The sequence below is a fragment of the Streptomyces sp. ITFR-16 genome, from assembly GCF_031844705.1.
Classification (GTDB): domain Bacteria; phylum Actinomycetota; class Actinomycetes; order Streptomycetales; family Streptomycetaceae; genus Streptomyces.
Map to the genome: position 1 here is coordinate 2,971,193 of NZ_CP134609.1, position 14,901 is coordinate 2,986,093.

At 69.5% G+C, this 14,901-nt stretch carries 6 protein-coding genes and 4 pseudogenes; 7 read left to right on the plus strand and 3 right to left on the minus strand.

Going from position 1 to position 14,901, the window contains the following annotated elements; genetic code table 11:
- Nucleotides 1–15 precede the first annotated feature (15 nt).
- On the minus strand, nt 16–1,851 hold the full coding sequence (locus RLT58_RS13055) for a phosphoenolpyruvate carboxykinase (GTP) (protein ID WP_311310572.1): 1,836 nt from the start codon (nt 1,849–1,851) through the stop codon (nt 16–18).
- Nucleotides 1,852–2,060: 209 nt separating this feature from the next.
- Here RLT58_RS13055 and RLT58_RS13060 point away from each other — a divergent pair, with 209 nt between their 5' ends.
- The 3 genes from RLT58_RS13060 (at nt 2,061) to RLT58_RS13070 (ending at nt 5,088) form a co-directional block, all read left to right on the plus strand.
- Nucleotides 2,061–2,759 carry a PAQR family membrane homeostasis protein TrhA gene (locus RLT58_RS13060; RefSeq protein WP_311310573.1) on the plus strand — a complete coding sequence of 233 codons (699 nt, stop codon included), beginning with the start codon at nt 2,061–2,063 and terminating at the stop codon, nt 2,757–2,759.
- Between the two features lie 209 nt (nt 2,760–2,968).
- Nucleotides 2,969–4,444, plus strand: coding sequence for an MFS transporter (locus RLT58_RS13065; protein WP_311314503.1), 1,476 nt, complete (start codon nt 2,969–2,971; stop codon nt 4,442–4,444).
- A gap of 11 nt (nt 4,445–4,455) precedes the next feature.
- Entirely contained in the window at nt 4,456–5,088 is a 633-nt protein-coding gene (locus RLT58_RS13070; protein ID WP_311310574.1) for a TetR/AcrR family transcriptional regulator, read from the plus strand.
- 22 nt (nt 5,089–5,110) lie between these two features.
- Here RLT58_RS13070 and RLT58_RS13075 read toward each other — a convergent pair.
- A pseudogene (locus RLT58_RS13075) lies at nt 5,111–7,152 on the minus strand (thioredoxin domain-containing protein).
- Nucleotides 7,153–7,247: 95 nt separating this feature from the next.
- On the opposite strand from RLT58_RS13075, the pseudogene RLT58_RS36105 reads away from it, so the two are divergent.
- Both RLT58_RS36105 and RLT58_RS13080 read left to right on the plus strand, forming a co-directional pair.
- Nucleotides 7,248–7,373, plus strand: a pseudogene (locus RLT58_RS36105) (IS5/IS1182 family transposase); the annotation flags it as partial.
- A pseudogene (locus RLT58_RS13080) lies at nt 7,349–7,774 on the plus strand (transposase); the annotation flags it as partial. The pseudogenes RLT58_RS36105 and RLT58_RS13080, both read left to right, overlap by 25 nt.
- On the opposite strand, the pseudogene RLT58_RS13085 reads toward RLT58_RS13080, so the two are convergent.
- Nucleotides 7,763–7,972, minus strand: a pseudogene (locus RLT58_RS13085) (transposase family protein); the annotation flags it as partial. The pseudogenes RLT58_RS13080 and RLT58_RS13085 sit on opposite strands and share 12 nt — an antisense overlap.
- Before the next feature lie 325 nt (nt 7,973–8,297).
- Here RLT58_RS13085 and RLT58_RS13090 point away from each other — a divergent pair.
- Nucleotides 8,298–14,504, plus strand: coding sequence for an RHS repeat-associated core domain-containing protein (locus tag RLT58_RS13090; RefSeq protein ID WP_399131435.1), 6,207 nt, complete (start codon nt 8,298–8,300; stop codon nt 14,502–14,504).
- A gap of 96 nt (nt 14,505–14,600) precedes the next feature.
- Complete coding sequence (locus tag RLT58_RS13095) at nt 14,601–14,888, plus strand: DUF7336 domain-containing protein (RefSeq protein ID WP_311310575.1); 288 nt, start codon at nt 14,601–14,603, stop codon at nt 14,886–14,888.
- Nucleotides 14,889–14,901: the final 13 nt, after the last annotated feature.

Below are 14,901 nucleotides of genomic sequence, written 5' to 3' on the forward strand. Positions count from 1 at the left end.
GCTGTTCAGCAGGGGTCAGCCCAGGCGCTGGACCAACGCCCGGTACTCGTCCCACAGTTCCTTCGGGGCGTGGTCGCCGAAGGTGTTGAGGTGCTCGGGGATCAGGGACGCCTCCTCGCGCCAGATCTCCTTGTCGACGTCGAGCAGGAAGTCGAGGTCGGACTCGGAGAGGTCCAGGCCCGCGGTGTCGATCGAGCCCTTGGCCGGCAGGATGCCGATCGGGGTCTCGACGCCCTCCGCCCTGCCCTCCAGGCGCTCGACGATCCACTTCAGGACGCGGCTGTTCTCGCCGAAGCCGGGCCAGACGAACCGGCCCGCCTCGTTCTTGCGGAACCAGTTCACGTAGTAGATCTTCGGCAGCTTCGACTGGTCCGGCTTGTCCGCGCCGACCTTGAGCCAGTGGTTCATGTAGTCGCCCATGTTGTAGCCGCAGAACGGCAGCATGGCGAACGGGTCGCGGCGCAGCTCACCGACCTTGCCCTCGGCGGCGGCGGTCTTCTCCGAGGCGACATTGGCTCCGAGGAATACACCGTGCTGCCAGTTGAAGGACTCGGTGACCAGCGGGACGGCCGAGGCGCGGCGGCCGCCGAAGAGGATGGCCGAGATCGGCACGCCCTTCGGGTCCTCCCACTCGGGCGCGATGATCGGGCACTGGCCGGCCGGGACGGTGAAGCGGGCGTTGGGGTGGGCGGCGGGCGTACCGGACTCGGGGGTCCAGTCGTTGCCCTTCCAGTCCGTGAGGTGCGCGGGCGGCTCCTCGGTCATGCCCTCCCACCAGACGTCGCCGTCGTCGGTGAGCGCGACGTTGGTGAAGACGGAGTTGCCCCACATGGTCTTCATGGCGTTGGCGTTGGTGTGCTCGCCGGTGCCCGGCGCGACGCCGAAGAAGCCGGCCTCGGGGTTGATCGCGTAGAGCCGGCCGTCCTCGCCGAACCGCATCCAGGCGATGTCGTCGCCGATCGTCTCCACGGTCCAGCCGGAGATCGTGGGCTCCAGCATGGCGAGGTTCGTCTTGCCGCAGGCGGAGGGGAACGCGGCGGCGATGTACTTGGGGGCCTCCGACTCCCCGCGCGGCGGCGTGAGCTTCAGGATCAGCATGTGCTCGGCGAGCCAGCCCTCGTCGCGCGCCATGACGGAGGCGATGCGCAGCGCGTAGCACTTCTTGCCCAGCAGGGCGTTGCCGCCGTAGCCGGAGCCGTACGACCAGATCTCGCGGTCCTCGGGGAAGTGCGAGATGTACTTGGTGGCGTTGCAGGGCCACGGCACGTCCTCCTGGCCCTCCTCCAGGGGAGCGCCGAGGGTGTGGACGGCCTTGACGAAGAATCCGTCGGTGCCGAGCTCGTCCAGGACGGCCCGGCCCATGCGCGTCATGGTGCGCATGGAGACGGCGACGTACGCGGAGTCGGTGATCTCGACGCCGATCGCGGACAGCGGGGAGCCCACCGGGCCCATGCAGAACGGCACGACGTACATGGTCCGGCCGCGCATCGAGCCGCGGAAGACACCCTTGTCCCCCACGAAGATCTCCCGCATCTCGGCGGGGTCCTTCCAGTGGTTCGTCGGACCGGCGTCCTCCTCCTTCGCGGAGCAGATGAACGTCCGGGTCTCGACCCGCGCGACATCGCTGGGGTCGGAGGCGGCGTAGTAGGAGTTCGGGCGCTTGGTCTCGTCGAGCTTGGTGAACGTGCCCTTGGCAACGAGCTCCCCGCACAGGCGCTCGTACTCGGCCTCGGAGCCGTCGCACCAGACCACCCGGTCCGGTTCGGTGAGGGCTGCGATCTCGTCGACCCAGGAGACGAGCTCCCGGTGGTTGGTGGGAACAGTGAGGGGAGCCGCGATGTCGCGCGCCACGATCGCTCCTTGATGAGGGTGTCTGTCTGGTAGGCCCCGTGGGGGCTGCGACCCGGATGCTCCACCCCTTCGAATTCCCTTGGCGCTCATCCGGTGCCGACCGCACTCATTTGATCATCCGACCGTTCCGCCCATATGTCCAGGGGGCCGCCCACGTGAGCATCACCACTCATATCCGCGACCTACGGAGGCGTAGGTACGATGCGGGAATGACTGCTGCTGCCGCCGCACCCGATCCCGCCGGGCTGGAACCAGCCGGGACCGACGACGTCCCGCTGAAGCCACGCATGCGCGGCTGGCTGCACGCCGGAATGTTCCCGGCCGTCCTGATCGCGGGCATCGTGCTCATCGCGCTCTCGGACAGCACCCGCGGCCGGATCGCCTGCGGGATCTACATCCTGACCGCGTGCCTGCTCTTCGGCGTGAGCGCGGTCTACCACCGCGGTACGTGGGGACCGCGCGGCGAGGCGGTACTGCGCCGGCTGGACCACGCCAACATCTTCCTGATCATCGCGGGCACCTACACCCCGCTGACCCTGCTCCTGCTGCCCGAGTCCACCGGCACCCCGCTGCTGTGGGCGGTCTGGGCCGCGGCGCTCGCGGGCATCGCCTTCCGGGTCTTCTGGGTCGGCGCCCCGCGCTGGCTCTACACCCCCTGCTACATCGCGATGGGCTGGGCGGCGGTCTTCTTCCTGCCGGACTTCATGCGCACCGGCGGCATCGCGGTGCTGGTCCTGGTCGTCGTCGGCGGGGTGCTCTACAGCGCGGGCGGCGTCATCTACGGCATCAAGCGGCCGAACCCCTCACCGCGCTGGTTCGGCTTCCACGAGGTCTTCCACTCGCTGACGCTGGCCGCGTTCGTCGTGCACTACGTCGGCATCTCCCTGGTGGCCTACAACCACAACTGACCCCGACCGACCTCCTCCCCTCCAGGGCCGCGGCTTACGAGCCGCGGCCCTTTCGCATGCCGTCGGGACACCACCGCGCCCCATCACATTGACACCGACCACCTTTTGAGAGTTACTGCCACTTGAGTGAGAACTTCACTTGACTGCGACTATCAAAGGAGTGGGCCGTGAACCGACGCTGGTGGGCCCTGGGCGCGCTGGTGGCGAGCATGCTCGTCCTCGGCTTCGACATGACGATCCTCAACGTGGCGCTGCCGACCATGGCCGGCGACCTCGGCGCCACCACCGGCCAGCAGCAGTGGATGGCCGACGCCTATGTCGTCGTGTTCGCCGCGCTGATGCTTCCGGCGGGGCTGCTCGGCGACCGGTTCGGCCGCCGAGCGATGCTGATCACCGGCCTCGGCGTCTTCCTGGCCGGCTCGGTCGTCGGCGCGCTCGCCGGCGGAGTGCCCGCCGTGGTCGCCGCCCGCTGTGTGATGGGCGTCGGAGGCGCGCTGGTCATGCCGCTGGCCCTCGCCGTCCTGCCGTCGCTCTTCGGTGAGCCGAAGGACCGGATCAAGGCCATCGGCATCGTCTCGGCCGCATCCGCGCTCGGCATGCCGCTCGGCCCGATCCTCGGCGGCTGGCTGCTCGACCACTTCTGGTGGGGCTCGATCTTCCTGGTCAACGTGCCGATGGTCGGCATCGGGATCGCCGCCTGTGTGTTCCTGCTCCCCGAGACCCGGGACCCCGCGGCCCCTGAGGTCGACGTGATCTCCACCGCGCTGGCCGCGACCGGCCTCGGCGCGCTGATCTACGCGATCATCGAGGCCCCGGGCCGGGGCTGGGGCGACCCGCTGGTCCTCGCCGTGCTGGCCGGCGGCGCGGCCCTGATCGCCGCCCTCGTCGTCCGCGATCGCCGGGCCGCCCGCCCGATGCTCGACATGGGCCTGTTGCGCCGGCGCCCGTTCCTGCTCAGCGCGCTCGCCGCCACGCTGGTGATGTTCGTGATGGCCGGGCTGATGTTCATCCTGCCCGGCTACCTCCAGGCCGTGCTGGGCCACGACGCCTTCGGCACGGGGCTGCGGATGCTGCCGATGATGGGCGGCCTGATCATCGCCGCTCGGGCCGGCGGCCCGGTCACCGCGCGGTTCGGGGCCCGCGCCACGATGTCGGCGGGGCTCGTCGTCCTCGCCTTCGCCGCACTGCTCGGCAGCCGTACGACGGTGGACAGCGGCTACGGATTCACGGCGCTGTGGCTCTCCATCGCCGGGATCGGCTTCGGCTTCGCGGTCGTGCCCGCCATGGACGCGGCACTCGCCGCGCTGCCCGCCGACCGGGCGGGCAGCGGTTCGGGACTGCTCATGACCGTACGGCAGACGGGCAGCGCCCTCGGGATCGCGCTGCTGGGCAGCCTGCTCGCGGGCGCCTACACGAACCGGCTCGACACCGCGGGCCTGCCGGCCGCCGCCGCGGACACCGCCGGGGACTCCGTCGTCGCCGCCCACGCGGTGGCCGCGCGGCTCGGCGCGCAGCGGCTCGCGGACTCCGCCGACGCGGCGTATGTGCACGGCATGAGCCTGGTGCTGCTGGTCATCGGCGCGACGGCCCTGGTCAGCGCCCTGCTGGTGGGGGCGTTCCTGACGACGGAGCCCAAGCGGCCGGAGGCCGCCGCGGACGTGGCCCCGGCCCCGGTCGATGCCTGACAATGGAGACCATGGCCGCCACCTCCCGCATCCCCTCCTTCACCGCACCCGAGACACAGCCCACGATGGGGCTGCGCGAGCGCAAGAAGCTCAAGACCCGGGTCGCGATCCGGCAGGCGACGTACCGCCTCATCCAGGAGCAGGGGTACGACGCGACGACGATCGAGCAGATCGCGGAGGCGGCGGAGGTGTCGCCGAGCACGGTGTTCCGGTACTTCGCGACCAAGGAGGACATCGTCCTCACCGACGAGTACGACCCGGTCCTGGAGGCCATGCTCCGCGACCGTCCGCTGGACGAACCCCCGCTGGAGTCCGTCCGGCTGATGATCCGGGAGGCGCTGACGACGGTTCTCACCGCCGAGGACGAGGAACTGCGCCAGCGCACCCGGCTGATGGCGGAGGTCCCCGCCGTCCGCGCCCGGCTGACGGAGTCCATGTCGGACACGGGCAAGGTGCTCTCCCAGGTGCTCGCCGACCGCACCGGCGGCTCCCCGGACGACCTGCGGATCCGGGTGTTCGTCGCGGCGGTGCTGAGCTCGGTGCGCGAGGTCACGCTGTACTGGAGCGAGCACGGCCAGGAGGGCGACCTCAGGGCGATGCTCGACCGCGCGATGGACACGCTGGAGAGCGGCCTGCGGCTCTGACCGGGGCCGCCCTCCGCGCCGGTCAGGCCCCGGCGCCGCCGATCGTACGGGCCAGCACCCCCGGGTCCGTCGTCGGCGCGTCGCAGACGAAGTGCCTGCACACATAGGCCGTCGGCTCGCCGTCCACCATCGGACGGTCCGCCAGCAGCGGGAACTCCGTGCCGGCCGTCTCCCCTGCCGCGACCACCGCACCGGGCGCCCGCCCGAGCAGCGCCGTACGGTGCAGCTCCCCGCCGACCGGCCCGGCGACCGCCACCTCGCGCGGCCCGTCGATCAGCGCCTCCGCCACCGCGAGCCCCCAGCCGATGAACCGGGGCGCGCGCGGCCCGAGCGCCTTCACGACCCCCAACGCGCCCTCCGCCCCCGTGCGGTGGGGCTCCGAACCCGTGTACGCGGCGTACGACAGCAGCGCCCCCGCCGCAGCCGTCCAGCCCGCCGGGGTGGCGCTGTCCGTGGGGTCCTGCGGGCGGCGGATCAGCTGCTCGGCGTCGTTCGCGGTGTCGTACAGCTGACCGCCCTCGCCGGTGAAGTGCTCCAGCACGATGTCCAGCAGGAAGCCGGCGAACTCCAGCCAGACGCCCTCGCCGGTGACGGCCGCCAGCGCGAGGAAGCCCTCCGCGACATCGCCGTAGTCCTCCAGCACGCCCGCGTGCTCCCCGGCGCGCCCGTCCTTGGACGTCCGCACCAGCCGGGCGACGGGCCCCATGTGCAGCCGCACCAGCAGGTCGGCGGCCTCGGTGGCGCGCTCGATCAGATCGGGCCGGTCGAAGTAGGCGCCGGCCTCGGCGAGCGCGGCGATGGCCAGCCCGTTCCAGGCGGCGACCACCTTGTCGTCCCGCCCCGGCCGCGCGCGCAGCTCACGGGCGGCGAGCAGCCGGGCCCGCACATCGGCGGCCCTGCGCGGATCGTCCTCGCGCGGGAGCTCCGGAAGCTGAAGCACGGAGGACCCCTCCTCGAAGGTGCCCTCCTCCGTCACCCCGAAGTACTCAGCGGCGAACGCGGCATCGTCCTCCCCCAGCACCTCCCTCAACTGCGCCGGAGTCCAGACGTAGTACGCGCCCTCGACATGCCTCCCGTCCGCGTCCTCGCTGTCCGCGTCCAGCGCGGAGGCGAAGCCGCCCTCGGCGGTACGCAGTTCGCGGACCATGAAGTCGGCGGTCTCCAGGGCCACCCGGCGGGCCTGCTCCGACCCGGTGGAGCGCCACAGGTGGGCGTACACACGGCAGAGCAGCGCGTTGTCGTACAGCATCTTCTCGAAGTGGGGCACGACCCACTCCCGGTCCACCGAGTAGCGGGCGAACCCGCCGCCGAGCTGGTCGTAGATCCCGCCCCTGGCCATCGCCTCACAGGTGCCGGCCGCCATCTGCAACGCCCCGTCGGCCCCGGTCCGCGCATGGTGGCGCAGCAGGAACTCGACGGCCATCGACGGCGGGAACTTCGGCGCCCCGCCGAACCCCCCGTACTTCTCGTCGTACTCCCGCGTCAGCCCCAGCAGCGCCTGCGCCTGCTCCGACTCCCCGGGCGGCCCGTCACCGCCATGGGCGAGGCTGCGCTCGGACAGATCGCGCACGATCCGCCCGGCCACCTCCCCCACCTCGTCGCGCCGGTCGGTCCAGGCGGCCACGACCCCCTCCAGCACCTGCCGGAAGGAGGGCAGCCCGTGCCGGGACTCGGGCGGGAAGTACGTACCGAAGTAGAACGGCTCGGCATCAGCGGTGAGAAACACGGTCATCGGCCACCCACCCTGCCCGGTGGCCCCCTGCACCGCCTCCATGTACACGGCATCGACATCGGGCCGCTCCTCCCGGTCGACCTTGACCGGCACGAAGTGCGCATTCAGATAGGCCGCGACCTCGTCGTCCTCGAACGACTCGTGGGCCATGACGTGACACCAGTGAATCAGCAGAAACATAAGTGGCAGGACGCATAGCCCACACTCAAGAGGATGGGCACGTCCCGCCGCTTAGCTTCTTCCATCGCCCCCTCTCCCCATGGCCACCAGTCCACTGGATTGGAGGCATGCTGGAGTAGGTAGGGCGACTGCTCGTTAGCCAGTCGGTTCATACCGGCATCGTCCCATGATCCGGCCCGCCTGGCCTACGGCATCCGCGACTTTGCGAGCCGTGCGCCCAGTCGAACCGGCGCCCAGGTCCGTGGCTCGGGTGGCTTGCTCAGCCGCCGAGTCCAGCGAACGGTTGGGCCGCCGCAGGGAGGTGATGGAGCGGACGGTCTCGTGGCTGTCCGGCTACCGCACGGCCCTCTTGCCGCAGCCGGGCCGAAGGCCCTGTCCGCGATACGGGCCGCTCGGGCCGCAGCGCGTGAGCACGTCTGGAAGCTGGCCGGCACTCCGGCGCCGGATGCCGCGGGCAGGTGATCGTGGACGTGGACTGGATGCTCGTGCTGGCCCACTCCGAGAAGCAGGACGCCACCTCGACCTGGAGGAAGACGTTCGGACACCATCCTCTGATGGCCTTCGTCGATCACGGAAGCGGCGGGAGCGGTGAGCCGGTGGCCGGCCTGCTCAGGCCGGCCACCGCGGGCAGCAACACCGCCGCCGACCACATCACCACCGCGCAACTCGCCTGGCGTAACTGCCGAGAAAGTAGCGTCGCGGACGCCAGACGCTGATCGGCACGACTCAGCAGGCGGCACCCGCGAGTTCACCGCCCGACGGTCGGCGCGTGGCGCTGGTGACCCAGTCGCCGACGCCGATGTAGGCCATGTCGGCTAGGACCGGGACGCCTTGGCGCTCGCAGATTCGGAGGATCTTGTGGGTGCGGGCGGCGGTCAGGTCGTGGGTCCTGCCGGGCAGCGTCGGCGACAACCAAAGGATCTTTTCGACCGGGTCGGTGACGACCTGCACGTTCACGCCGTGCCGCTTGTGCACAGGAGACGAAGATCACCTCTACTGCAGAGTCGCAGCCGGGCTCGGCGATCACCTCGGCGATCTTCACGAGACACACGCAATCGGACGAGACCGTTACGAGTTCCCGGCGGCGAGTCAAGTTCTCACCAAGCTACTGGGCTTCGTGTGCACGTTAAGGAATCAAACAGTCCACTTTGAGCGATATCCGGCGCCCCGTCCTGTCGCGCGCTCACCCTATGCTCACCCTTCGACCCATCACAGGTTCTTCACATGGAGGTTGAGCGTGCATCAGCACCTTCCCTCGTCGCCCACATGGCGGCGGGGGCTTTTTCGAAGAGTGGCCGTGCCCATAGCCGGTTCACTCGCTCTGGCTGTATCCGTCTCGCTGCTTCAGGGAAGCGAGCCGGCCTTCGCCGCACCTCATGCCGCGGCGGGCAAGGCTGAGCAGCACTGGGCGACGCAGGCTGCCGACTTGGCATCGGCGCGGGTGGCCGCGCGGTTGTCGGGCAAGCGGGTCGAGGCGCTGTCGGAGCGTTCGGAGACGTCCACGACGTGGGTGAACCCGAACGGGTCGCTGACCACAGAGCTCGCGGCCGGCCCGGTGCGGTTCAAGCGCGGCGGACAGTGGACCGACGTGGACCTGGACCTGGCGGCCCGCGCCGACGGCACGGTCTCTCCTGCCGCCCACCCCGAGGGTCTGGTCCTGGGGGGCAAGGGCGGCAGCAGGCCAGCCTCGCTGAAGGCGGCGGGCAAGGCCGCAGGGCGCACCCTGGTCACTCTCGGCCAGGGCCAGGAGCAGGTCGAACTGCAATGGAAGGGCGGCCTGCCCACCCCCGTCCTGGACGGTCCGAAGGCGACCTACCGTGATGCGGTGCCCGGCGCGGACGTGGTCGTGGAAGCCACCCGGTCCGGGTTCGAGCAGTACGTGACCATCAAGCAACGCCCTTCCGCGGGCGGTTACGCCTACACGATGCCACTCAAGGCTAAGGGTCTCAAAGCGGCGCAGCAGGCCGACGGCAGTGTGGTGTTCACCGACACCAAGTCGGGTAAGAAGCGCGCGGTGATGCCTGCTCCGGTGATGTGGGACGCCACCGTGGACCCGGTCTCCGGTGAGCACACCCACCGGGCGAAGGTCGCTTTGAAGGTCGTCCAGCATGGCTCCGGCATTGACCTGGTCTTCACCCCGGACGCCGCCTTCCTAGCCGACGGGGCGACGACTTTCCCGGTCACGGTGGACCCCTCCACCACGGCGCTGAGCAACGTCTTCGACACCTACGTTCAGCAGGGCGAGACGGTCGACTGGTCCGCAGACACCGAACTCGACTTCGGGAACCCCGGCACGAAGAACACCGACGGCAGTGCACGCACCGCCCGGTCGTTCATCACGTGGAACACCGCGCCGTTCGCCGACGCGCTGGTCTCCTCAGCGAAGCTGTCGCTGTGGGACTTCCACTCGGGCAACACCGACTGCAAGGCTTATCCGTGGGAGGTGTGGGACACCGCCAAGCCCTCGACCGCCTCGCGCTGGGCCGGATCCGCGCAGCCCGCGTGGAACGAGAGGTTCGCTACGTCGACCTCGACCACCGGCAACCCGGGCTGCTCGACGCAGCCGGACGGCTGGATCAGCGCCGATGTCACCACGCTCGCTCAGACGTGGGCGTCGGCGAAGAACGCGACGTCGAACATGGGTCTGCGGGCCGCGGACGAGACGTCGAGCATGCCGTGGAAGCGGGTGAACTCCGCGAACGCGGCCTCCAATCCGCCCAAGCTGACAGTGACGTACAACTACCGCCCCCGCACGGGCACGGACCAGCAGGCAGGCCCGCCGTTCTTCAAGGACTCCAAGGGCACCTGGTACGTCAACACCCTCACCCCGACTCTGCGAGACACCTTCGCCGACCCGAACAACGACAAGGTCCAGGGCTTCTTCCAGATAGCCGACAACACCACGGGCACGCAGGTCGGCTCCAACATCACCTCGGCGTTCGCGCCGGCCGGGCAGCCGACGTCGGTGAAGGTGCCGACGGGGCTGCTGACCAACGGCAAGACGTACAAGTTCCGCACCACCCCGTATGACGGCACCAGCTACAACCTCGAGTGGTCCCCGTACGCGGTCTTCACGGTCGACACCACCGCCCCCTCCGCTCCGGCGTCGGTGACCTCCACCGACTACCCGGCCGACCAATGGGTCAAGGGCGCGGGCAAGGCGGGCAAGTTCACCGTCACCCCGCCCGCCGGTGACCAGAACGGCATCGAGTGGTCGCTGGACGGCACCACCTGGACCAAGGTCGCCACCGCAGGCACCACCCCGGTGACCTTCGACGCCATCCCCGCCAAGGCAGGCACCAACACCCTCCAGGTGCGGGCCACCGACAGGGCGGACAACAAGTCCGAAGCCGTGTCGTACACCTTCCACGTCGGACCTGGCGGCGTCACCGCTCCCGACGACGGCACCCGCACCGCCGCCCGCGTCCCACTGGCCGCGGAAGCCGACGCAGCCAAGTACGACAAGGTCACCTTCTCCTGGCGACGCGGCGACGCCGACACCTGGACCCCCATCCCGGCAGCTGACGTCACCAACGCCGGACAGCCCGTCACCTCATGGCCCCTGGCTCTGACCGGCGGCAAGAGCCCGAAGCTCACCTGGAACGCCACCTCCACCGTGGACCCGGCCGGCAGCGTGCAAGTGCGTGCCGACTTCACCGGCCCCAACAACGCGGCCACCTCGTCGGACCCGATCAGCGTGATCGTGGACCGCGCTGCCGACGGCGCGGCCACGGACAACGTCGGGCCGGGTTCGGTGAACCTGCTGACCGGCGACTACGCCCTCTCCGACACCGACGCGTCCTTCTACGGCATGACGGTGACCCGCACGGCTTCCTCTCGTACCCCGCAGGCCGGTGCTGCTCAGGAGGGGCAGGCGCCGATCTTCGGCAAGGAGTGGCTGTCCGGCACGGTCGCCGAGGCCGTCGACTCCGACTACACGCAGATCGTGAAGACCTCCGCCACCTCGCTGAACGTGGCCACCGTCGACGGCGGAACAATCAAGTTCACCTCGAACGCGGCCAAGACCGGATGGGTGCCGGAGACAGGCTCCGAGGACCTCACCCTGAAGGGCTCCTTCACCTCCGGCGATTTCGCTCTGTCCGACACCGACGGCACGGTGACCACCTTCTCCAAGGTGAACCCCGCAGCCACGACGTGGACGGTGACCAGCTCGCTGGCCGATGGCCTGGCCAACTCCACCACCAAGGTCGTCTCCGAGGCCGTCACCGTCGGCGGCAAGAGCCTGGCCCGCCCGAAGCGGGTCATTGCCGCGACCACCGCGACCACGCCGGCCGCGTGTGAGGCCGCCCCGTCGGCCAAGGGCTGCCGGGTGCTGGAGTTCGTCTACCCGTCGACCACCACCGCCAGCTCCACTGCTTTCGGTGACTATGCCGGCCAGGTGAGCCAGATCAAGCTGTGGTCCACCGCCCCGGGCGCCTCCGCCGCCACGGCCGTCGCTGTCGCCCAGTATGCCTACGACGACGCCGGCCGACTGCGCCAGCAGTGGGACCCACGCATCAGCCCTGCGCTGAAGACCGCCTACGCCTACGACAGCGCCGGACGCGTCAACACGCTGACCCCGCCCGGACAGCTGCCCTGGGGCTTTACCTATGGCAAGGCGGGCTCCAACCCGGCTACCGGCGACGGCATGCTGCTGAAGGTGTCCCGCGCCACCCTCACCCCCGGCAGCGCGAGCCAGACCAACGGCACCGCCACCAGCACCGTCGTCTACGGCGTCCCGGTCAGCGGAAGCAACGCACCCGAGGATCTGGGTACGAGCGCGGTTGCCTCTTGGGGGCAGAGCGACCTGCCCACCGACGCCACCGCCGTCTTCCCCGCCGACCAGGTACCCGCCTCCAACGACGGGACCGCCCTGGCGTCCAGCGCATACACCCGCGCCACCCTGCACTACCTCAACGCCTCCGGCCGCGAAGTCGACACCGCAAACCCCGGCCACCACATCGCGGTGACCGAATACGACCAGTTCGGCAACACCGTCCGCACTCTGACCGCGTCCAACCGCGAACTCGCCCTGGGCGCCACCCAGGCGCAAAAGGACGAGCTCACCGACCTGGGCATCAACGCCTTGTCCACCGGCGAGCGAGCCCAGTTGCTGTCCACTGCCTCGGTCTACGACGTCAATGGCGTCCGAGAGCTGGACAGCTACGGCCCGCTGCACCAGATCACCCTCGCAGCCAACCTGACCAGCGGTACCACCACCCTGGCCGCTGCGGGAAGCCAGCTCATAGCCCGCCAGCACACGATCAAGGACTACGACAACGGCCGTCCCACCGACGGCACCGCCGTCGTGAAGGACCAGATCACCAAGCAGAGCGTCGGCGCCCAGCCGCGCTCCTGGCCTGATCTCCTCGCCGACCCCCGCGCCGTCGCCACCGGCTTCGACTGGTCGATGGGTCTGCCCACCAACGTGACTAGCGACCCCGGTGGCCAGGCGATCACGGCGACCACTGCCTACGACAGCCAGGGCCGGGTCACCAAGACCGCCAAGCCCGCCTCGACCGGTGCCGACGCCGGAACCACCGTCACCAGCTACTACACCGGTGACGGAACCGGCACCTGCGGCGGACGTCCGGAGTGGGCGGACGCCGTCTGCCAGACCGGCCCGGCCACGGCTATCACCGGCGGCGGCGCCAACCCGACGCAGCTGCCCGTCCAGACCGTCCAGTACGGCGCGTTCGGACAGACCACCAAGGTCATCGAGACCGCCAACGGCGTCACCCGCACTACCACCACCGACTATGACACCGCCGGCCGACCGACTACGGTCACCACCTCCGGCGGGCTCGGTGCGGCCGTCCCGGCAACGACCACGTCCTACGACGCCGCCACCGGCGAGGAGGTCAAGCAGACCTCCTTTACCGGCGGCACCATTACCAAGTCGTACGACCAACTCGACCGGCAGATGTCCTACACCGACGCTGACGGCGCGACCACCACCACCAAGTACGACGCACTCGACAGGCCCACCGTCGTCACCGACAGCGTGCCGTCGACCACCAACTACACCTACGACACCAGCAGCGACCCCCGAGGCATGGCCACCTCGGTCACCGACTCCGTAGCCGGCGCCTTCTCCGCCCGCTACGACGCCGACGGCACCGTCACGAGCCAGGGCCTGCCTGGCGGATACACCATGAAGCAGGACCAGGACCCGGCCGGAACACCCGTCGCCCGTACCTACACCCGGAACATCGACGGCACCGTGCTGGTCTCCGACAGCATCACCGCCACGGTGCAGGGCCAGGTGGCCACCCATACCGGCACCCCCGGTGTGACGGCCTCCCAGTCCTACTCCTACGACAAGGTCGGCCACCTAACCCAGGTGCAGGACACCGGTACCGACGCGGTCTGCACGACCCGCTCCTACACCTTCGACAAGAACAGCAATCGCAAGGCACTCGCGACCGCCACCGCCGCGCCCAACGCCGTCTGCACCACCACGGGCGGCACCACCCGCAGCTACACCTACGACAGCGCCGACCGCCTGGTGAACACCGGCTACACCTACGACGCCTTCGGTCGCACCACCACGCTGCCGGGCACCACGATGGCCTACTACGCCAACGACCTCGCCCAGCAGCAGACCGCCGGCGCCCAGCGCCAGACCTGGGCCCTGGACTCCAACCTCCGGTTCCGCTCCTGGATCACCGAGTCCAACACCTCTGGCACCTGGACCCAGACCGGATCCAAGCTCAACCACTACGACTCCGACGGGGACAACCCGCGCTGGATCGTGGAGAACACCCCCACCGGGGCTCTGACGCGCAACGTCGACGGCCTCGACGGCAAACTCGCCGCCACCACCAGCAAGACCGGCAACACGGTCCTGCTGCTGGCGAATTTGCACGGCGACATCACGCTCGCCCTGCCGACCGACACCAGCCTGGCGCCGACCGTCCTGGACACCGACGAGTACGGCAACCCGCGCGCGGGCCAAGCGGCGACCCGTTACGAGTGGCTGGGCGATGAGCAGCGCTCCGCCGAAACCCTCACCGGCCTCACCCTGATGGGCGTCCGCCTGTACGACCCGACAGCCGGCCGGTTCCTCCAGGTCGACCCCGTCGCCGGCGGCAGCTGCAACAGCTACGACTACGTGTGCGGCGACCCGGTCAACATGGTCGACATCGACGGAAGAATGGCCGCGATCGCCCTTGTCGGGCTCGCCGTGGGCGGCGTCAGCGCCAGTACGGTGCTCGCGATCATCGGGGTCGCTGCCGTCCTGGCGATCATCGCGCTCATCTGGTGGAAGGGCAAGAGCTGGGCGATCCACAAGGTCCAGGTCCTCTGGAAGGAAGCCAAGAAGTCCGGCAAGGCCAAGGGGAACGATGTCCCCAACTTCGCGAAGGGCCAGCGCAGGCACTCCGGTGAATCGCTGGATCATGCGACAGACCGGGTGATGAAGCACGGCAAATATCACCCGCCCTACAAGAAGGGGCCCGGCTCCGTCTATAACAAGGTGAGAAAGTACCTCTCCCGCAATTAGTCGCACCCACTGCGATCAGTTGCCCCGGGCGGCCGGTCCACCGACCGGCCGCCCGGGCCCACTTCTCAAAGAAGAAAAGGAAAGGATGGGAAGATCATGAGCGGACCCGCCAAGGTCTACCTGCTCTGGCACGTGCACCACCAGGCCGAAGAGGACGCAGACGCGAGGCACTTCACCCACCCCGACGACTTCTGGTCCGACGAAGAAGCAGGAGACGATGTCAAACAGCTCGGCACCTATTCAAGCCGGGAACGGGCACAGGAACGCATTGAACGCGCGCGCAGCCTCCCCGGATTCGCCGACGAACCCAACTGCTTCTACATCGAGGAAGCAGTGATCGATGAGGACCACTGGACAGAGGGATACGTCACGGAATGCGGTTGATGCAGCGTTCGAC

Bases quoted from the DNA above. Each gene is read 5' to 3' on its own strand.
- RLT58_RS13060 (WP_311310573.1), top strand. From the start codon at position 2,061: ATGACTGCTGCTGCCGCCGCACCCGATCCCGCCGGGCTGGAACCAGCC.
- RLT58_RS13065 (WP_311314503.1), top strand. From the start codon at position 2,969: ATGCTCGTCCTCGGCTTCGACATGACGATCCTCAACGTGGCGCTGCCG.
- RLT58_RS13070 (WP_311310574.1), top strand. From the start codon at position 4,456: ATGGCCGCCACCTCCCGCATCCCCTCCTTCACCGCACCCGAGACACAG.
- RLT58_RS13095 (WP_311310575.1), top strand. From the start codon at position 14,601: ATGAGCGGACCCGCCAAGGTCTACCTGCTCTGGCACGTGCACCACCAG.